Consider the following 18718-nt stretch of genomic DNA (forward strand, 5'->3'; position numbering starts at 1 on the left):
GACCATGGGCATGCTCGACGGCAAGGTCGCCGTCATCACCGGAGGCGCCAGCGGCATCGGCCGGGCGACGGCCGTGCGGTTCGCCGAGGAGGGCGCGGACGTCGTCGTCGGCGACCTCCAGGACGGCGCCGAGACGGTCGCGCTGGTCGAGAAGACCGGGCGGTCGGCGCGGTACGTCCGGACCGACACGACCTCGGAGGCGGACTGCGACGCGCTCGTCGCGGAGGCGGTCGAGGCCTTCGGCCACGTCGACGTCGGGGTGGCCGCCGCGGGCGTCGCGACCGCGCAGGGCACCAGCAACATCCAGACCCGGGCGGCCCGCGGCGACGCGACGCACGTGGTCAACCTGGAGCCGGACACCTTCCGGCGCGTGCTCGACGTGAACGTCCTCGGCGTGCTGTTCACCGACCGCGCGCTGACACGGCAGATGCTGGCGCAGGGCACGGGCGGGTCGATCGTCAACATCGCCTCGACCGCCGCCAAGATCCCGCTGGCGGGTGCCTCGCCGTACTGCGTGTCGAAGGCGGGCGTCTGGATGCTCACCAAGGTCATGGCCCTGGAGCTGGCGACCACCGGCGTCCGGGTCAACGCCGTCGGCCCCGGCTACACGGCCACGCCGATGATCGCGGGCCTCGAGGACAACGAGCCCGCCTACGCGATGGCCATGAGCATCACGCCGATGAACCGGCTCGGCACGGCGGCCGAGTCGGCGGCCGCGTGCCTCTACCTCGCGAGCGACGAGTCGTCCTTCACCACCGGCCAGATCCTGCACCCCGCCGGCGGCCAGTTCACGGGCTGACCGCCCCACCCCGAGGGGAGCGCCCGTGAGGGCCCTTGCGTCCCGGCGGCTGCTCGCCGCCCTGGTCGCCGCGTTCGCGCTGCTGGTCACCGCCTGCGGCGGCGGGACGGGCGCGTCCGCGGGCGCGGCCGACCGGCCCGACCCGAACGCGATCCTGCGGTACGCGTTCGTGCAGAACGTCTCCAGCTTCGACCCGCACCGCTCGAGCAACGCCTGGGACATGGTCAACCTGCGCCTGGTCTACGACCAGCTCCTGCAGGAGGACCAGAACGGGGACGTCGTCCCCATGCTCGCGACCGGCTACGAGTTCCTCGACGACGGGAAGGTCCTGCAGCTGACCCTGCGCGACGACGTCACCTTCCACGACGGCACGAGGTTCGACTCCGCCGCGGTGAAGGCCAACCTCGAGCGGGCGAAGACGCTGGAGACCAGCGCGCTCAAGGGCGGCCTGCGGGCGATCGCGTCGATCGACACCCCCGACCCGACGACGGTGCGGCTCAACCTGAGCTCGCCCGGCGGCAACCTGCCCGCCCTGTTCACCGAGCGGTACGGCTCCATGATCAGCCCGGCCGCGTTCGACAACCCCGACCTGGACCAGAAGCCCGTCGGCTCCGGCATGTTCACCATGACCGAGTACGTCCCGGGCCAGGTCACCCGGTACACCAAGGCCCCGGACTACTGGGACCCCGACGCCGTGAAGGTCGCCGGCGTGGAGGTCTACGTCCAGACCTCCTCCCCGACCCGGCTGAACATGCTGAAGACGGGCCAGGTCGACATGACCTACCTTGACCCGTCCGTGCAGGACCAGGCGGTGGCCGCAGGCCTGCACGTCGAGCCGTCGCAGAGCACGACGATCTTCCGGATGACGGTCAACACCGCCAAGGCGCCGTTCGACAAGCTCGAGGTGCGGCAGGCGCTGGAGCACGCGATCGACCGGCAGGCGATCGTCGACGGCGTGCTGTTCGGCATCGGGGCGCCGACCTCGCAGCTGATCCCGCCGGGGCACTGGGCGTACGACGACCGGGTCGCGTGGGACGGGCCGGACTACGGCTACGACCCGGAGAAGGCGACGCAGCTGCTGGCGCAGGCCGGCTACCCGAACGGGACCGAGTTCGAGATGCTCATCCCCGCGCTCGACGACCACCGCGCCGTCTCCGAGGCCGTCGTCCCGATGCTCGAGGCGGTGGGCCTGCGGCCGCGGACCCGGGTGATCGAGCCCGCGACCACGCCGGCCACGTTCTTCGGCCGCCAGGAGGGCAACGCCTACATCGGCGCGAGCGCGCCGTTCGTGGACCCGTCGACCCAGTACGAGTCCAACCTGACCGGCCAGTTCACCAACCCCTGGAACACGACCTCCCCGGAGTTCACCCAGGCCTGGAACGACTCGCTGGTCGGCGCGACGCGCGAGGCCCGGCTGCCCGCGGTGCACCGGATGATCGAGGACGAGAAGGACCTGCGGCGCCAGTTCGGCATCTACGCGGCCCGGCCGCCGAGCGTCTGGACCGACAAGGTGATCTTCCCGGAGGGCTACCACCCGGCCTACGCGCCGGTGTTCCGCGGCATCGCGGTGGCGGGCTGAGCCGGCGCCGCGTCGCGGCGGCCGGTCGAGGAGACGAGGGGAGCGCAATGGTGCGTGACAGGAGAGCGTCGTCCAGGGTGCTGGCGGTGCTGGTCGCCGTGGTGGCGCTGCTCGCCGCCGCCTGCGGCGGCGGGCGCGGGGGCGGATCGGGCTCGGGGCAGGCCACGCAGGCCGATCCGAACGCGACACTGCGCTTCGCCTGGTCCCAGGCGGTGTCGACCTTCGACCCGCACAAGTCGGGCAACCCCTGGGACAACGTCGTCTATCAGCTGCCCTACGACCACCTGATCCGGGCGGACACGTTCGGGCAGCTCCAGCCGCAGCTGGCGACGAAGTGGGAGTTCGTCGACGACGGCAAGGCGTTGGTGCTCGACCTCCGCGACGACGTCACCTTCATCGACGGCACCAAGTTCGACGCCACCGCCGCGAAGGCGAACCTGGACCGCGCGCGGTTCATGGAGACCAGCGCGGTGAAGGGCCTGATCCGGGCGATCCAGGACGTGCAGGTCGTCTCGCCCACACGGATCCGGATCAACCTGAACGGGCCGGGCGGCAACCTGCCCAACTTCTTCTCCAGCTCGGCGGGCGTGATGATCAGCCCGGCGGCGTTCGACAACCCCGACCTGGACCAGAAGCCCGTGGGCTCGGGAATGGCGTCGCTGGTCGAGTACGTCCCGAACCAGGTCGTGCGGTTCGAACGGAACCCGAACTACTGGGACAAGGAGGCGGCCAGGGCCGCCAAGTACGAGATCTACGTGCAGCCGCAGGCCACCACCCGGATGAACATGCTCATCGGCGGCCAGGCGGACATCGCCAACCTGGAGGCCTCGCAGGCCGACCAGGCCAAGGCGGCCGGGCTGAACGCCGAACCCTCGGCCAGCACCGCGATCCTCAACTTCTTCATGAACCCCGGCAAGGCGCCCTTCGACAAGCTCGAGGCGCGGGAGGCCCTGGAGCACTCCATCGACCGCACCGCGATCGTCGACGGCGTCTTCTTCGGCTACGGCACCCCCGTCGCCCAGTTCCTGCCGCCGGACCACTGGGGCTACGACCCGGCCGTGACGCCCGACGCCCCGGACTACGACTACGACCCGGCGCGGGCCAAGCAGCTGCTCGCCGAGGCCGGGTACCCGAACGGCGTCGACATCGAGTTCCTGATCCCGGGCATCGACAGCCACCGCTCGGCCGCCGAGGCCCTCATCCCGATGCTGGAGGCGGGCGGGTTCCGGGTGAAGCCGCGGGTGATCGACGCCGCCACCACGGCGGACACGTTCTTCTCGCGCGAGGAGGGCAACGCGCTGATCGGCATGGGCTCGCCCGTCGGCGACCCGACGACGGCCTACCTCCCGGAGCTGCCGGACCAGTTCTACAACCCGTGGAACGTGAGCACGCCGCAGTTCGTGACGGCGTACGGGGCCGCGCTCCTCGGGACCGACCCGCAGTCCCGTGCGCCGGCCGTCCGGCAGATGGTCGAGAGCGAGAAGGGCATCCGCAAGCGGGTGCCGATCCACCAGCACACCCCGCCGATGGCCTACACGAGCAAGGTGGTCCTGCCGACCGAGGGCTACCGGGTGAACTTCATGTTCAGCCTGCGCGGGGTCGGGGTGGGGGCCTGACGGCCCGGCCGGTCGGCGCCGCTCAGGCGTCGGCCGGCCGGAACACCGGCACCGCCTCGGATCCTTCGGGCCGCTCGAAGGTCAGCCGGACCCGTGCGCCCGTGGTGACCTGCCCCGGCTCCGCGCCGACCAGGCAGGACCACCACCAGGGCCCCTCGTCCAGCTCGACGATCACCAGCGGGAGGGTCGTGCCGTCCCGCTTGTGCGAGACGGCGTGGCTGACCACTGTGCCGCCGCCCGCAGCCGGGACGGCGGTCAGGTCCGCCGCTGCGCAGGTCTCGCAGGCCTCCGCGTACGGCGTGGAGAGGTGGCCCTCGGGGCAGCGGCGCAGCAGCAGCTCGCCCCGGGCGGTGCCGTCGAAGAACTCCGCGGTCGCGGCGTCCCGCGAGACCGTACCGACCATCAGGCCCTCCCGGGGGCGTGCGGGGACAGGACGAGGGTGGAGTGGTGGTCGAGGACGCCGCCGTTGCCGGACACCAGCACCACGTCGTGCTCCGCGACCTGCCGCTCCCCTGCCTCGCCGCGGGCCTGCAGCACGGCCTCGGACAGCGGCGTCATGCCCCACATGTAGTACGACGACAGCTGACCGCCGCCGGTGTTGACCTTGAGCTTGCCGTCCGGACCCAGGGTGCCGTCCGCGACGAACCGCCCGCCCTCGCCCTTGGGGCAGAACCCGTAGTCCTCCAACGTGATCAGCACGGTGAAGGTGTAGCAGTCGTAGAGCTCCACGACGTCCACGTCGGACACCGAGAGACCGGCCATCGCCAGAGCCGCCGGCCCCGACCGGGCCGCACCCGAGACCAGCCCGAAGTCCTCGTGCCGCAGCAGGGACCGGCCCGGATGCGCCTGGCCCCAGCCGTGGACGTGCACCGGCGGGCGGGCCAGCGACGCCGCCCGCTCCGCCGACGTGACGACGACGGCGATGCCGCCGTTCGACACCAGGCAGCAGTCGAGCAGGTGGAAGGGCTCGGTGATCCACCGGGAGGCGTGGTACTGCTCGAGCGTCAGCGGGTCCCGGAACTGCGCTCGCGGGTTCATCCCCGCCCACGCCCGCTGACCGACGGCGATGTGCCCCAACTGGTCCTGGGTGGTCCCGTAGGTGTCCATGTGCCGGCGGGCGGCGAGCGCGTACATCGACGTGGTGTCCGCGATCCCGCTCGCGCCGAGCACTCCGCGCCAGCCCACGGCACCCCTCGAGCCGTAGGCGGCGCCGGTGGAGGTGCCCTGGCGCAGCGGGGCGTCCGCGAACACGCAGGCGATCGTCTCGGCCGTCCCGGACGCCACCGCCAGCGAGGCGTACTGGACCATCTGCCCGGCCGTGGAGCCGTAGGACTGCATCTCGGACAGCACCGAGAGGTCCTTCAGCCCCAGGTCGCGGGCCAGGCCGAGGCCCACCCCGCCGCCGACGCCCGCGGAGGTCAGCAGCCCGTCGACGTCGGAGAGCCGCAGCCCGGCGTCCGCCACGGCGAGGCGCACCGCATCCGCCGCGAACCGCCCCGCCGTGCGGTCGTAGACCTTGCCCATCTCCGTCATCCCGAGCCCGACGATCGCGGGCGTGCGGCCCGCGGGCATCGTCCGGGGCGTCACGGTGTCAGCCACTGTTGCGGACCTCCGAGAACGGGACGTCGCGGTCCACTTCGTACTCCTTCGGCAGGCCGAGGATGCGCTCGGCGATGATGTTGCGCTGGATCTGGTCGGTGCCGCCGCCGATGGATGTGAAGTAGGCGTTGAGCGCCAGGAAGGTCGACTCGTCCCCGATCGGCTCCTCGGGGCCCTCCACCATGGACCGCGGCCCGGCGAGCGCGGTCCGCACCCGGGCGCTCTCGTGCAGGATCCGGGACATCGCCAGCTTGCCCAGCGACATCACCGACGACGAGGAGCCCTGCTCCACCTCGGCCTTGGCGCGCAGGGCGTTCCACTCGTTGACCTTGCGCAGCGCGGCCACCCGGGCGAGGTCCTGCCGGATCACGGGATCACCGAGCCTCCCGGTCTCGGCGGCCAGGCGGACCAGCTCGTCCCCCACCTCCGCCATCCCGCTGTCCGCACGCCCGGCGCGGGCGCGGTCGCCCATGACCGACCGCTCGTAGGCCAGCGCCGTCTGCAGCACCCGCCAGCCGCCGCCGAGCTCGCCGAGGCGGTGCTCGTCGGGCACGCGGGCACCGGTCAGGAAGACCTCGTTGAACTCCGACTCGCCCGTGATCTGGTGCAGCGGCCGGACCTCGACGCCCGGCTGCCGCATCGGGAACAGGAAGAACGTGATGCCGCGGTGCTTGGGCACCGACCAGTCCGTGCGGCACACCAGCATCCCGTACTCCGCCGTGCGGGCCGAGGAGGTCCAGACCTTCTGCCCGTCGACGACCCACTCGTCCCCGTCCCGCACCGCCCGGGTCCGGACGGCGGCGAGGTCCGATCCCGCGCCCGGCTCGCTGTAGAGCAGGCACATCGGTACCTCGCCGCGCAACATCGGGCCGACGAACTTCTCCTTCAGCGCATCCGAGCCGAAGGTGAGGACGGTGGCCGCGTAGAGGTTGTGCCGGTCCTGCCCCGAGCCCGGCGCACCGAGCCGGCGGAACTCCTCCTCCACGACGTGGCCCTCGTCGTCGGACAGGTCGCGGCCGAACCAGCGGCGGGGCCAGCGCGGCGCGGCCCAGCCCGCCTCGACGACCTTCGCGACGAACTGCGTGCGCGGCCGGCCCGCCCTCATCGTCCCGGGGTCCCACTCGGCCGCCAGCCAGGCCGCGACCTCCTCGCGCACGCGCCCGGCCGATGCTCCGGCCGCAGGCTCGCTCATGCCACCGCTCCGCTCCGCTGCAGGTACCGCTCCCGGTGAAAGGCCGGGTCGCCGAGCAGCTGGGCGCTCGTCCGGGCCCGGCGCAGGTAGAGGTGGGCGGCCTGGTCCCAGGTGAAGCCGATCCCGCCGTGGATCTGGATGGAGTCCGCCGCGATCCGGACGAACGCGTCGGAGCAGTAGGCGCGGACCAGGCTCGCGAGCGCCGGGAGGTCCGGGGCGCCCTCGTCGGCCGCGGCCGCCGCCCATCGCGCGGCCGAGATCGCCGACTCGGACTCCAGCAGCAGGTCCGCGAGCATGTGCTTGATCGCCTGGAAGCCGCCGATGGGCCTGCCGAACTGCACCCGCTCCTTGGCGTAGGCGACCGTCCGCTCCAGCGCGAAGGCGGCCGCCCCGGCCTGCTCGGACGCCAGCGCCACGGCCGCGAGGTCGAGGGTGCGGGCGAGCACCGGGCCGGCGGTCCCGTCCCGGCCGAGCAGCTCACCGGGGGTGTCCGCGAACGTCACCCGCGCCTGCCTGCGCGTCCGGTCGACGGTCTGCAGGGGGTGCCGCTGCGCGAGGCGACCGTCCACGGCGAAGAGCGAGAGGCCCGCCGGGGTGCGCGCGGGGACCAGCAGGAGGTCGGCCGCGGCCCCGTCCAGGACGTACGGCTCCTCCCCGGTCAGCCGCCAGCCCTCGGCGGTGGCGGCCGCGGCGACCCCGGAGCCGGGCGGGCGACGCGCCGGGTCGGCTGCCGACACCGCCACGGTCGCAACGGTGTCGCCGGCGGCGATGCCGGGCAGGTACCGGGCCCGCGCCTCGGTGTCGTCGCTCTCCAGCAGCAGGGTGGCAGCGAGGGCGACGGTGCCGAACAGGGGTGCGCAGAGCAGCGCCCGCCCGGCCTCCTCCAGCACGATCCCGAGCTCGACGCGGCCCGCGCCGGCGCCGCCGTACTGGGTGGGGACGATCAGCCCCTGCAGGCCCAGCTCGCCCGCCATCCGTTTCCAGACCGCGGGGTCGTGCCCCGTCCCCGTCTCCATCAGCCGGCGGACCTCCGCCTCCGGCGAGCACTCGACCAGGAACCGCCGCACGGTCGCCCGCAGGTCGGCGTGCTCCGGCGGCACGGCGAAGGCCGGCATCTCCACCTCCGTCGATCACCGTCGATTACGGACGACCACCATTCGATACGGCCCGACCGTAGGCGTCGCCCGCGCGGCATCGCAAGAGTCCTCGGCCCGCACACCGCCCGGCAGGCCTATTGCGGACGATGAGAGTTCGATTTAGCGTCCGGAGGGCTGTCTGACCGACGCAACGGGGCGAGGTGGGCATTCCGCGATGACCGGTGGCGAACTTTCCCTCGACCTTCCCCTCCGCGGGGTCCGGGTCCTCGATCTCGCCGACGGCGTCGCCGCCGTCACGACCCGCCTGCTGGCCGACCTCGGTGCGGACGTCGTCCGGATCGAGCCGCCGGAGGGCGCGCCCGCCCGCCGGCGCGAGCCGCTCGTGGCCGGGACCGGCGCGGCGCACCTGGTGCAGGACGCGAACAAGCGCTCGGCCGTCGTCGACCCGGCGGACCTGGCGCGGCTCGTCCGCTCGGCGGCGATCCTGGTGCACGACCGCCCGCCCGGCGCGGAGGACGGACTCACCCCGGAGGAGCTCCACTCCCTCAACCCCGCGCTGGTCGTGGTGGCGGTGACCGCGTTCGGGCAGACCGGGCCCTACCGCGACCGGGTCGCCACCGACGAGGTGCTGCTGGCCATGAGCGGCGCGCTCGCCCGCTCCGGCAGGCCGGGGCTCCCGCCCCTGCCGCCGCCGGCGGCGATCGCGGGCCACTCCGCCGCGGTCCAGGCCGCGTGGGCCGCGCTCGTCGCGTACGCCGGGGCGCTGGAGTCCGGTGTGGGCGATCTCGTCGACGTCTCCCTGCACGAGGCCCTCACCCACGCCGTCGATCCGGGGTTCGGCATCTCCGGCAGCGCGACCGGCGGGGCCCGCGCCATCGGCACCCGGGACCGGCCGGACGTCGCACACCTCTACCCGATCTTCCCGTGCGCCGACGGGCACGTCCGCATCTGCGTCCTCAGTGGCCGGCAGTGGCGCGGCGTGTGGGGCTGGCTGGGCGAGCCCGCGGAGTTCGCCGATCCCCGCTACGAGCACATCGGGATCCGCTTCGAGGCGCGGGACCGGCTGTACCCGCTGATCGAGGCGCTGTTCGCCGAGCGCACCCGCGACGACCTGGTGGACGAGGGCCAGAAGCGGGGCGTCCCGATCGCCGCGCTGCTCTCCCCCGCCGAGGTCCTCGCGTCCGACCACTTCGCCGAGCGCGGGACCTGGGCGGAGGTCGCGGCCGGGGGCACCACGGTGCGCGTCCCGGCGGGCCCGGTCGAGCTCGACGGCCTGCGGGCCGGCCTGCGCACCCCCGCCCCCGCGCTCGGCGCCCACACCGCCGAGGTGCTGGCCGAGTGGGCGCGGCCCGCGCCCCCGCTGCCCGCCACGCCGCTCGCGGGGCTGCGCGTGCTCGACCTCGGGGTGATCGTCGTCGGGGCCGAGATGGGCCGGCTCTTCGCCGACCAGGGCGCGGAGGTCATCAAGATCGAGAACCGGGCCTTCCCGGACGGCAGCCGGCAGACCGTCAGCGACACCCCGATCACGCCGTCGTTCGTCTGGGGTCACCGCGGGAAGCTCGGGCTCGGGCTGGACCTGCGCCGCCCCGAGGGCGCCGAGGTGTTCCGCGCCCTGGTCGCGGAGTCCGACGTGGTCCTCACCAACTTCAAGCCCGGCACCATGGAGTCGCTCGGGCTGGGCCACGCCGACCTCGCCGCCGTCAACCCGGGGATCGTGGTGGTCGACTCCAGCGCGCTGGGCGCGACCGGCCCGTGGAGCAACCGGATGGGCTACGGGCCGCTGGTCCGCGCCTCGACGGGCCTCGGCGAGCTCTGGCGGTACGACCCGGCCGCGGGCGGTGCGTTCGGTGACGCCGCCACGGTCTACCCCGACCACGTCGCGGCGCGGATCGGCGCGCTCGCCGCCCTCGCGGCGGTGCTCGACCGGCCGCGACGGCGGCGGGGCCGCCGGGTCAGCGTGTCGCAGGCCGAGACGATCCTCGCGCAGCTGGCCGAGGTGTTCGCGCTCGAGTCCCTGGAACCGGGCTCCGGCGTCGGCTGGGCCCGGACCGGCCCGGACGCCCCGCGCGGCCCCTTCCCCTGCGCCGGCGACGACGAGTGGTGCGTGATCGCCGTCCGCGACGACGGCGACTGGGCCCGGCTGCGCGCGGTCGTCGGCCTGCCCGACGACCCGGGCCTGCGCACGGCGGCGGGACGACGGGCGCGGCGCACCGAGATCGCGGCACACCTCGCCACCTGGACCCGCACGCGTCCGCCCGCCGAGGTGGTGGAGGTGCTGCAACGCGCCGGGATCCCGGCCGGCGCCATGCAGCGCCTGGTCGACCACGCCGACGACCCGCACCTGCGCGCCCGCGGCTACTTCCGGCTGATGCACCAGCCCCAGCTCGACGAGGTGCTGCCCACCGTCAACGGGCCCGCGGTGTTCCGCAGGCTCCCGGAACCGCGGCTGCGGCCGGCGCCGCTGCGCGCCGAGCACACCGAGGAGGTGCTCGGCCGGGTGCTGGGGATGCCGGAGCACCGGATCGACGAGCTGGTCGAGTCGGGGGTGCTGGAGTCCCGCCGGCACGGCTGAGCCGGCGCCGCGGCCCGCGTTCAGGGCCCGGCCGCGCCCTGCCCGTCAGTCGCCGGGCCGCCCCTCCAGCACGAGGTCGACGAGCTCCGCCGCGTACCGCTCGCCCCCCGCGATCACGACCTTGCGCAGCCGGTCCGGCGTGGCAAGGGCGTGGTTGAGCATGGCACCGCACACCGCGTCGAGGATGAGCGTGGGCGAGGTGCCCGGGGCCAGCTCACCGCGCGCGACGCCGCGGCGGACGATCGCCCGCGCGGCCCGCACGCGCTCCTCGTTGCGGCGGGCGTAGAGCTCGGCGAACACCTCGGGGTGGGTGCGGGCGTCGACCAGCAGCCGCAGCCCCGCGATCCCCCGCGCCCCCAGGTACTCGACGAGGAGCTGGCGGGCGAGCACGACCAGCTGGTCCCGCACCGACCCGGTGTCCGGCACGTCGATCCGCGTGCCCGAGCGCTCGATCGCGTCGACCAGCAGGGCCCGCGCGGACAACCAGCGGCGGTAGAGGGCCGGCCGGCCGACCCCGGCGCGCCGGGCGACCGCCTCGAAGTTGAACCCGGCCCACCCGAGGTCCGCGTACACCTCGAGGGCGGCCTCCAGCACCTTGCGGTCGACCTCGGGGTCCCGGGGGCGCCCGGCCCGGCGCACGGGTGGGGCCGCGGCCGGCGGGCCCGCGCGGACGCCAGCCCCGTCCCCGGCCCCCTCCGCGGTCCCGTCCGCTCCGGGACTCGTCGACATGGGCGGAGTATCGCACCGATGTGCGTCCGTCCATCCGACGCCGCCCGCGGCTGGTCGGACTCCCGTTGTCCCGGTGACGTGCCCGCGGTCACAGTGGGCGGGCGTCCGTGCGGCAGCGGCGGTTCCCCGCGCCCGCCGCCGGCGCGCTGCCCCCTGCCCTGGTCCCGTGACGAGGAGATCCGTGTGAACACAGCAACGACGCTGCGCCGCACCCGTTCCCGACTGGCGGTGGTCCTGCTCGCCGTCCTGGCGGTGCTGCTGTCCGCCTGCGGGGGCGGTTCCGGCGGGGGCGGCGGGTCCGGCGGCGGCGGGAGGCTCGACCCCAACGGCACCTTCCGGTACGTCTTCGTGCAGAACCCGTCCACGTTCGACCCGCACAAGTCCGCCAACCCGTGGGACATGATCTTCTTCCGGCTCGTCTACGACCAGCTCATCCGGGAGAACGAGAACGGCGAGCTCGAGCCCCAGCTCGCCACCTCGTGGGAGTTCGTCGACAACGAGACCGCCCTGGTCATGAAGCTGCGCGACGACGTCACCTTCGCCGACGGCACGAAGTTCGACGCCGCCGCGGTCAAGGCGAACATCGAGCGGATGAAAACCCTCGACGGCAGTACCCAGAAGGGCGCGATGGCCCGGGTCGCCGGCGCCGAGGTGATCGACCCGACGACGGTCCGGATCAACCTCTCCGGCCCGGGCGGCAACCTTCCCGCCCTGTTCAGCGGCACCCCGGGCAGCATGATCAGCCCCGCGGCGATGAAGAACCCGGACCTGGACCAGAAGCCGGTCGGCTCGGGCATGGCCCGCCTGGTCGAGTACATCCCCGGCCAGGTCAGCCGGTACGACCGCACCGAGGGGTACTGGGACCCGGAGGCCGCGAAGGCCGCCCACTACGAGATCTACGTGCAGACCTCCGCTCCCACCCGGATGAACATGCTGCAGACCGGCCAGGCCGAGCTGACCTACCTGGACCCGTCGCAGGCCGACCAGGCCAAGGCCGCCGGCCTCAACACCGCCGAGTCGAAGAGCCTGTCGATCATGTCCATGTACATGAACACCGGCAAGCCGCCCTTCGACAAGCTGGAGGTCCGGCAGGCCTTCCAGCACGCCGTCGACCGCCAGGCGATCGTCGACGGCGTGTTCTTCGGACTGGGCAAGCCGGTGGCGCAGTACATGCCGCCGGACTACTGGGCCTTCGACCAGAGCGTCACGCCCGAGAACCCGGAGTACGACTACGACCCGGCCAAGGCTCGGCAGCTCCTCGCCCAGGCCGGCTACCCGAACGGCGTCGACTTCGAGATGCTCGTGCCCAGCCTCGACGACCACCGCGCGGTGGCGGAGGCGCTGGTCCCGATGCTGGCCGAGTCCGGGCTCCGGGCGACCACCCGGGTGATCGAGTCCCCCACCACCCCGCAGACCTTCTACGGCCGCCAGGAGGGCAACGCGTTCCCGGGCATGGGCGCGCCGTTCCAGGACCCGACGACCGTGTACCAGGCGAGCCTGCCGGGCCAGTACGCCAACCCGTGGAACACCACCACCCCGGAGTTCGAGAAGGCGTGGCTCGACGCGCTCAGCGGCGCGTCCCGGGACGCCCGGCTGCCGGCGATGCACCGGATGATCGAGGAGGAGAAGAAGATCCTCAAGAGCTTCCCGCTGCACGCGCACTACCCGCCGTCCGCCTGGACGGACAAGGCGGTGTTCCCGGCGGGCTACCGGCCCGCCTACGCACCGACCTTCTACGGCGTCGGGGTCACCGCGGGCTGACCCCGACCGGCCCGGCGGGGAGGGGGCGCACCCCGCCGGGCCACCCCCACCGGGTGGAGGAACACCCACGGATCCCGCCCGAGGGGTGGGCATCCGTCCGTTGTCCCTCCCCCGCGCCGATCGCAGACTCGGAAGCGGGCCGGTGCTCGGCGGGGACCGGCCCCGCACCCCATCCCACCAGCACCGGGAGGTCCGGCATGCGGCTCGACGGCAAGGTCGCGGTGATCACCGGCGGCGGCTCGGGCATCGGCGCCGCGACGGCGCGGACCTTCGCCCGGGAGGGCGCGGCCGTGGTGATCGCCGACATCGACGAGGCCGCCGGCGAGAAGGTCGCCGCGGAGGTCCGGGAGGCCGGCGGGACGATCGACCTGCGGGTCTGCGACGCCTCGAAGCCCGAGGAGATCGACGCGCTGGTCGCCTTCGCGTTGGACCGCCACGGCACGCTCGACGTCCTGCACAACAACCACGTGGCGTTCGAGTCGGGCCGGGTCGGCGACCTCTCGCTCGAGGGGTTCCGGCGCTCGCTCGACGCGAGCCTGGTCGCGTACTGGTACGCGATCAAGGTGGCGCTCGTCCCGATGCTGGCGCAGGGCCGCGGCGCGATCGTCAACACCGCCTCGGTGTCCGGGCTCGTGGGCGACTACGGCCTCGGCGCCTACAACGTGCTCAAGGCCGGGGTCGTGAACCTCTCCCGGGTCACCGCGATCGAGTACGCCCGACGGCGGCCTCTGGGCCCACTCCGGCATGCCGCCGATCGGCGGGCTGGGCCACGACTTCTGACCGGCTCCACACCAGAACCTGCTCACGAACCGGGAGCGACATGACCACGCTGGAGATCCCGAACATCGGGACGTTCGACGTCGAGCTGTGGGAGGAGGGCTCCGGCGCGCCGCTGCTCTACCTGCACGGCTACGAGCGCCACCCCGGGGGTGCCGGGTTCCTGAAGCGGCTCGCCGCCGACCACCGGGTGCTCGCGCCCGAGCAGCCCGGGTACGGCAACTCGACCGGCTTCGAGCACTTCACCGACGTCCACGACGTCGCCCTCTTCTACCGCGAGCTCGTCGAGTCCTGGGGCCTGGAGTCGGTCGACGTCGTCGGGCACTCCCTGGGCGGGATGTTCGCCGCCGAGCTCGCCGCGATCGCCCCGCGGCTGGTGCGGCGCCTCGTGCTGGTCAACGCCTACGGCCTCTGGCTCGACGACGAGCCGAGCCTCGATCCGTTCGGGCCCGCCGACCAGGTCAAGGCGGCGAAGTGGCACGCCGGTCCGCCGGACGTCGAGCCGACGAACTTCGTGCCCGACCCGGACGACCCGCACGCGCCGATCCTGTTCTCCGCCCGCAACCTCGGTTCCGCCACCAAGTTCATGTGGCCCATCGCCGAACGGGGGCTGCGCCGCCGGCTGCCGCTGGTCGACGCGCCCACGCTCGTCGTGCACGGGACCTCCGACGGGCTGCTGCCCGTCTCCTACGCCGAGGAGTTCGTCCGGCTGATCCCCGACGCGCGGCTGCACCGCATCGAGGCCGCCGGGCACTACCCGATGGTCGAGCAGGAGGACGAGTTCGTGTCCGCCGTGTCGACGTTCCTGGCCGGCTGAGGGAGGGGGATCCACATGGGACGGGTCGAGGGCAAGGTCGCACTGGTCACCGGCGGTGCCGCGGGCATCGGGCGGGCGACGGCCCGCACGCTGGCGCGCGAGGGCGCCACCGTCGTGATCGCCGACATCAACGTCGACGGGGCGAAGCAGGTGGCCGGTGACATCGGCGACGAGATCGGCGGCGAGGCGGAGGCGGTGCACTTCGACGCCACCGACGCGGGCTCGATCGAGGCCCTCGTCGAGACCGTGAACGGGAAGCACGGGCGCATCGACGTCATCCACAACAACGCGGCGCTGGTCGGCCCGGACGCCTGGTTCACCGACGGCTCCGTGATCGACACGAGCCTCGAGATGTGGGACCGGGCGTTCGCCACCAACGTCCGCAGCATCTTCCTGATGTGCAAGTTCGCGCTGCCGCACATGGTCCGGAACGGCGGCGGCTCGATCATCAACATGGCGTCCGTCGGCGGGCTGCGCGGCAGCCCCGCGCTCACCGCCTACGGCACCACGAAGGCCGCGGTCGTGGGCCTGACCCGGTTCATCGCGGCCCAGCACGGCAAGGACGGCGTGCGGTGCAACGCCGTCGCCCCCGGCGTGATCCGCACCCAGCAGCTGCTCGACGCCGTGCCCGAGCTGCCGGTCCGCGCACTCGAGGGGGTGGCCTCGCCGCGGGTCGGCGAGCCCGAGGACATCGCCAACATGGTGCTGTTCCTCGCCTCCGACGAGTCCGCCTTCGTCAACGGCGAGACCTACCGGGTCGACGGCGGCGCCATGGCCACCGCACCCGCCAACCGCACCCTGGAGACGCAGAAGTGAAGTTCCACTGGTTCGCCCAGCAGTACTACAGCAAGCTGCCGCCGGAGTACGGGGACACCGTCGACAGCTCGTGGGTGACCCCGCCGGCGTCGTACGCGGACCCGCGGCAGGTCGGCGAGGACTACCACACCTACATCCGGCTGATGCAGCAGGCGGACGGCCTCGGCTGGGACTCGCTGCTGCTCAACGAGCACCACCAGACCTCCCTGGCCATGACGCCGTCGCCCAACCTGATCGCCTCGATCCTGGCCGCGACCACGGAGAACGCCGCCATCGCCCTGTGCGGCAACTCGCTGGCCCTCTACAACCCGCCGATCCGGGTCGCGGAGGAGATCGCGATGCTCGACGCCCTGTCGGGCGGACGGATCATCGCGGGCATCGTGTTCGGCACCCCGATGGACAGCGCCTTCTCCTACGGCGTCCCCCCCGTCGAGCTGCGCGAGCGCTTCCACGAGGCCCGCGAGCTGATCACCCGGGCCTGGAAGGCCGAGGAGCCCTTCGCGTTCAACGGCAAGTACACGAAGCTGCGCTACGTCAACCCGTGGCCGCGGCCGATCCAGGACGAGATCCCGGTCTGGATCCCCGGCAGCGGCAGCGTCGAGACCTGGGACGTGGTCAACGCCCTCGACTACTGCTACGGCTACCTCTCGTTCTCGGGCAAGCAGTCCGCCGAGCCGATCGTCAAGGGTTTCTGGGAGCACACCCGGGCGACCGGCGGGAACATGAACCCGAACCGGATGGCCTTCACGCAGGTGATCTGCTGCGCGGACACCGACGAGGAGGCGGAGCGCCAGTACTCGGACGCGGTCAAGTACTTCTACCGGCAGAACCCGACGGCGATCTGGCAGGCCACGCCGCCCGGCTACACGTCCCAGGCCTCGATCCGGGAGAACCTGACCCGCGCGAAGACGATCTCGGCGGAGGAGCGGCTCAAGGCCCAGCGCGGTGAGCTGTCGTTCTGGGAGTACGACGAGCTCGGCTACATCATCGCCGGCACCCCGGAGCGGGTCGAGCAGCGGGTCCGCGAGCTGGTCACGGACCTGCGGATCGGGCAGCTCATCACCTGCATGCACGTCGGCGACCTGGCCGAGGACGTGACGGCGAAGAACAACCACCTGTTCGGGACCCAGGTGATCCCGAAGCTGCGCGACGTGTGGGCGGACGAGGAGGACCGCTGGACGCCGAAGGTGAGCCAGGAGCGGGTCGCCGCCCGGTTCGGGCCCCACGCCACGGTCTGAGCGCGTTCGCGCCGCACCGGACGTCCGAATTGGGCTGTTCGTGGGATGCCGCTCGGTGACCACGCTCCGTACGCTGCCGATGACTGAACGATCGATCAGCCATCGGTAGCCGGAGGTGATTCGTGCCCGACAAGGACCTCACCGTCGAGGAGACCCTCGCGCGGCTGCTCCGTCTGTTGGCCACGGAGGCACCCGACGAGGCCTTCCACGGGCTCGCGGAGGCCGTCGAGGCCCGGGCGCCGGGGCCGGGCCGCGAGACCCTGCTGCACGCGCTGCGGCAGGGCGCGGTCGTCCGGACGAGGCTCCAGCGACGCCGGCGCCGGGAGAAGGAGACCCAGGCCCTGCTCGAGACCGCCCGCGGGCTGGCCGCGCTCCGGGACGTCGACGAGGCGCTGGAGGCCATCGTCGGCCGGACGCGCCAGCTGCTGGGCACGGACGCGACGTACCTCGCGCTCGTCGACCCGGAGCGCGGCGACGTCTACATGCGGATCACGCTCGGGACCGTGACGAGGGCGATCGAGTCCGTACGGCAACCGAAGGGCAGCGGCGTCGGCGGGCTGATCGTGGCGACCGGCGAACCGTTCGCAACCCGCGACTACCTGGCGGATCCGCGCATCAGCCGGGATCCCTCGGTGGCCGACGCGGTCGTGCAGGACGGCATCGTCAGCATGGCCGGCGTGCCGATGCGCCTCGGTGCGGAGGTGATCGGTGCGCTGTTCGTCGCCAACCGCCACGAACGCACCTTCGAACGAGACGAGATCGCCCTGCTCTCGGCGCTCGCCGACCACGCGTCGATCGTCATCGAGAACGCGCGGCTGTTCGGCGACGCCGAGGCCACCGCGCACCGCCTGCGGGAGGCCAACGACGAGCTCGCCCGGCACGGGGACGCCCTCGAGAGGGCCGGCGCCGCCCACGAGCGGCTGATCCCGATGGCGCTGCGCCGGGCCGACCTGGCGGACCTCGTCGACACGGTGGCCGAGATGCTCGAAGCCGGGGTCGCCGCCGTCGACCCGGAGGGGGTCGTCCTCGCCGCGGCGACGCGCCCCGGGCATCCCGGCAGCCTGCCCGACCGGGCGCCCGACGTCGCGGCAGGCATCGCCCCGGACGCGGCCGGCACCGTCCGGCTCGACGCCACGACCTGGGCCGCACCGATCCGGGCCGGCGGCGAACGCTTCGGCCACCTCGTCCTCCACGTCGAGGGGCCCGTCCCGAGCACCGACGTGCGCATCCTGGAACGCGCCGCGCAGACGGCCGCCCTGCTCCAGCTCATGGAGCAGCAGGTGTCGCTGACCGAGCAGCGGCTGCGCGGCGAGGTAGTGGAGGAGCTGCTCGCCGAGCGCGAACCGGACTGGGCCGCGCTGGAGCGCCGGGCCCGGCGGGCCGGGCCGCGGGCCCTGGACCTGCACCGGCCGCACACCGTCGTGGTCATGACGGCCGACGACGCCGGGCGACGGTCCCTGCTGCGGGCGGCGAGCGCGCAGGCCGCCCGCAGGGGCGGCATCGCCCTGGAACACGGCGCCCACGTCGTGGTGCTGCTGCCCGGGGTCGACCCGGCCGTCGCGGCGCGCGAGGTCCCCGAGCAGCTGAGCCGCGCGACGTCGGGCCGGGTCACCGCGGGCGTCGCCGGTCCCGCCGCCTCGGGGCGCGCGCTGCGTGCCGCGCATCGGGAGGCGGATCGCTGCCACCGCCTGCTGATCGCCCTCGGCCGGGAGGGGCAGGGCGCCACCACGGACGAGCTCGGCGCGCTGGGCCTGATCCTCGACGGCACCTCCCGCGCCCAGGTCCGCGCCCTGCTCGCCCAGACGGTCGCCCCGCTGCTGCGCTACGACGCGGAGCACGGCGCCGAGCTGCTCCGGACCCTCGACGGCTATTTCGCCGCGGGCCAGAACCCGCGCGCCGCCGCGAAGGCGCTGCAGCTGCACCCGAACACGGTCTACCAGCGGATGGAGCGCATCGACCGGGTGCTCGGCCACCGGCGCTGGCGCGAGCCGGACGGTTCCCTGAGCGTCCAGGTCGCCCTTCAGCTTCACCGCATCCTCGACCACATCCCCCTCGATGACCTCGTGCCCGGCTGAGCCTGGATCCACTGTCGATCTTGGGTCGTGCCGCTAGTTGATCTTTGGCGT

Annotated in this window: 15 protein-coding genes; 10 read left to right on the top strand and 5 right to left on the bottom strand. The window is 73.4% G+C overall.

What is annotated here, in order from left to right:
* The first annotated feature begins 4 nt into the window (after positions 1 to 4).
* The 3 genes from LWC33_RS19645 (at position 5) to LWC33_RS19655 (ending at position 3994) form a co-directional block, all read left to right on the top strand.
* A complete protein-coding gene (locus tag LWC33_RS19645; RefSeq protein ID WP_233305873.1) occupies positions 5 to 799 on the top strand; it encodes an SDR family NAD(P)-dependent oxidoreductase in 795 nt (264 codons plus the stop codon).
* A 25-nt stretch (positions 800 to 824) separates the two neighbouring features.
* A complete protein-coding gene (locus LWC33_RS19650; RefSeq protein WP_233305874.1) occupies positions 825 to 2378 on the top strand; it encodes an ABC transporter substrate-binding protein in 1554 nt (517 codons plus the stop codon).
* A gap of 77 nt (positions 2379 to 2455) precedes the next feature.
* A complete protein-coding gene (locus LWC33_RS19655; protein ID WP_233305875.1) occupies positions 2456 to 3994 on the top strand; it encodes an ABC transporter substrate-binding protein in 1539 nt (512 codons plus the stop codon).
* Between the two features lie 22 nt (positions 3995 to 4016).
* Here LWC33_RS19655 and LWC33_RS19660 read toward each other — a convergent pair whose 3' ends face one another.
* The 4 genes from LWC33_RS19660 to LWC33_RS19675 are packed head-to-tail and all read right to left on the bottom strand — an operon-like array spanning position 4017 to position 7900.
* Positions 4017 to 4397, bottom strand: a complete 381-nt coding sequence (locus LWC33_RS19660; protein WP_233305876.1) for a Zn-ribbon domain-containing OB-fold protein — start codon at positions 4395 to 4397, stop codon at positions 4017 to 4019.
* Entirely contained in the window at positions 4397 to 5593 is a 1197-nt protein-coding gene (locus tag LWC33_RS19665; RefSeq protein ID WP_308190968.1) for a thiolase family protein, read from the bottom strand. The genes LWC33_RS19660 and LWC33_RS19665 overlap by 1 nt, the downstream gene beginning before the upstream one ends.
* Complete coding sequence (locus LWC33_RS19670) at positions 5586 to 6785, bottom strand: acyl-CoA dehydrogenase family protein (RefSeq protein WP_233305877.1); 1200 nt, start codon at positions 6783 to 6785, stop codon at positions 5586 to 5588. Before LWC33_RS19670 ends, LWC33_RS19665 begins: the two co-directional genes overlap by 8 nt.
* Positions 6782 to 7900, bottom strand: a complete 1119-nt coding sequence (locus LWC33_RS19675; RefSeq protein WP_233305878.1) for an acyl-CoA dehydrogenase family protein — start codon at positions 7898 to 7900, stop codon at positions 6782 to 6784. The genes LWC33_RS19670 and LWC33_RS19675 overlap by 4 nt, the downstream gene beginning before the upstream one ends.
* Before the next feature lie 196 nt (positions 7901 to 8096).
* On the opposite strand from LWC33_RS19675, the gene LWC33_RS19680 reads away from it, so the two are divergent.
* Positions 8097 to 10454 (top strand): CaiB/BaiF CoA transferase family protein, encoded by a 2358-nt coding sequence (locus LWC33_RS19680; protein ID WP_233305879.1) that lies wholly within the window; start codon positions 8097 to 8099, stop codon positions 10452 to 10454.
* A 45-nt stretch (positions 10455 to 10499) separates the two neighbouring features.
* On the opposite strand, the gene LWC33_RS19685 is transcribed toward LWC33_RS19680, so the two are convergent.
* Complete coding sequence (locus LWC33_RS19685; protein ID WP_305080878.1) at positions 10500 to 11183, bottom strand: TetR/AcrR family transcriptional regulator; 684 nt, start codon at positions 11181 to 11183, stop codon at positions 10500 to 10502.
* Positions 11184 to 11366: 183 nt separating this feature from the next.
* On the opposite strand from LWC33_RS19685, the gene LWC33_RS19690 reads away from it, so the two are divergent.
* The 6 genes from LWC33_RS19690 (at position 11367) to LWC33_RS19715 (ending at position 18667) form a co-directional block, all read left to right on the top strand.
* Positions 11367 to 12944 (top strand): ABC transporter substrate-binding protein, encoded by a 1578-nt coding sequence (locus LWC33_RS19690; protein ID WP_233305880.1) that lies wholly within the window; start codon positions 11367 to 11369, stop codon positions 12942 to 12944.
* A 197-nt stretch (positions 12945 to 13141) separates the two neighbouring features.
* Positions 13142 to 13768: an SDR family NAD(P)-dependent oxidoreductase gene (locus LWC33_RS19695; RefSeq protein WP_233305881.1), complete on the top strand. Its 627-nt coding sequence runs from the start codon at positions 13142 to 13144 to the stop codon at positions 13766 to 13768.
* Positions 13765 to 14538, top strand: coding sequence for an alpha/beta fold hydrolase (locus LWC33_RS19700; RefSeq protein ID WP_233305882.1), 774 nt, complete (start codon positions 13765 to 13767; stop codon positions 14536 to 14538). The genes LWC33_RS19695 and LWC33_RS19700 overlap by 4 nt, the downstream gene beginning before the upstream one ends.
* Positions 14539 to 14553: 15 nt before the next feature.
* Positions 14554 to 15354 (top strand): SDR family NAD(P)-dependent oxidoreductase, encoded by an 801-nt coding sequence (locus tag LWC33_RS19705; RefSeq protein WP_233305883.1) that lies wholly within the window; start codon positions 14554 to 14556, stop codon positions 15352 to 15354.
* Complete coding sequence (locus LWC33_RS19710; protein ID WP_233305884.1) at positions 15351 to 16592, top strand: LLM class flavin-dependent oxidoreductase; 1242 nt, start codon at positions 15351 to 15353, stop codon at positions 16590 to 16592. The genes LWC33_RS19705 and LWC33_RS19710 overlap by 4 nt, the downstream gene beginning before the upstream one ends.
* Positions 16593 to 16714: 122 nt before the next feature.
* Positions 16715 to 18667: a helix-turn-helix domain-containing protein gene (locus tag LWC33_RS19715; RefSeq protein ID WP_233305885.1), complete on the top strand. Its 1953-nt coding sequence runs from the start codon at positions 16715 to 16717 to the stop codon at positions 18665 to 18667.
* Positions 18668 to 18718 lie beyond the last annotated feature (51 nt).

The sequence above is a fragment of the Pseudonocardia terrae genome, assembly GCF_021343995.1.
In the GTDB taxonomy this organism is placed as follows: domain Bacteria; phylum Actinomycetota; class Actinomycetes; order Mycobacteriales; family Pseudonocardiaceae; genus Pseudonocardia; species Pseudonocardia terrae.

Coding starts and splice junctions, on each gene's coding strand:
- LWC33_RS19645 (WP_233305873.1), top strand. CDS start 5: ATGGGCATGCTCGACGGCAAGGTCGCCGTCATCACCGGAGGCGCCAGC.
- LWC33_RS19660 (WP_233305876.1), bottom strand. CDS start 4,397: ATGGTCGGTACGGTCTCGCGGGACGCCGCGACCGCGGAGTTCTTCGAC.
- LWC33_RS19670 (WP_233305877.1), bottom strand. CDS start 6,785: ATGAGCGAGCCTGCGGCCGGAGCATCGGCCGGGCGCGTGCGCGAGGAG.
- LWC33_RS19675 (WP_233305878.1), bottom strand. CDS start 7,900: ATGCCGGCCTTCGCCGTGCCGCCGGAGCACGCCGACCTGCGGGCGACC.
- LWC33_RS19680 (WP_233305879.1), top strand. CDS start 8,097: ATGACCGGTGGCGAACTTTCCCTCGACCTTCCCCTCCGCGGGGTCCGG.
- LWC33_RS19685 (WP_305080878.1), bottom strand. CDS start 11,183: ATGTCGACGAGTCCCGGAGCGGACGGGACCGCGGAGGGGGCCGGGGAC.
- LWC33_RS19695 (WP_233305881.1), top strand. CDS start 13,142: ATGCGGCTCGACGGCAAGGTCGCGGTGATCACCGGCGGCGGCTCGGGC.
- LWC33_RS19700 (WP_233305882.1), top strand. CDS start 13,765: ATGACCACGCTGGAGATCCCGAACATCGGGACGTTCGACGTCGAGCTG.
- LWC33_RS19705 (WP_233305883.1), top strand. CDS start 14,554: ATGGGACGGGTCGAGGGCAAGGTCGCACTGGTCACCGGCGGTGCCGCG.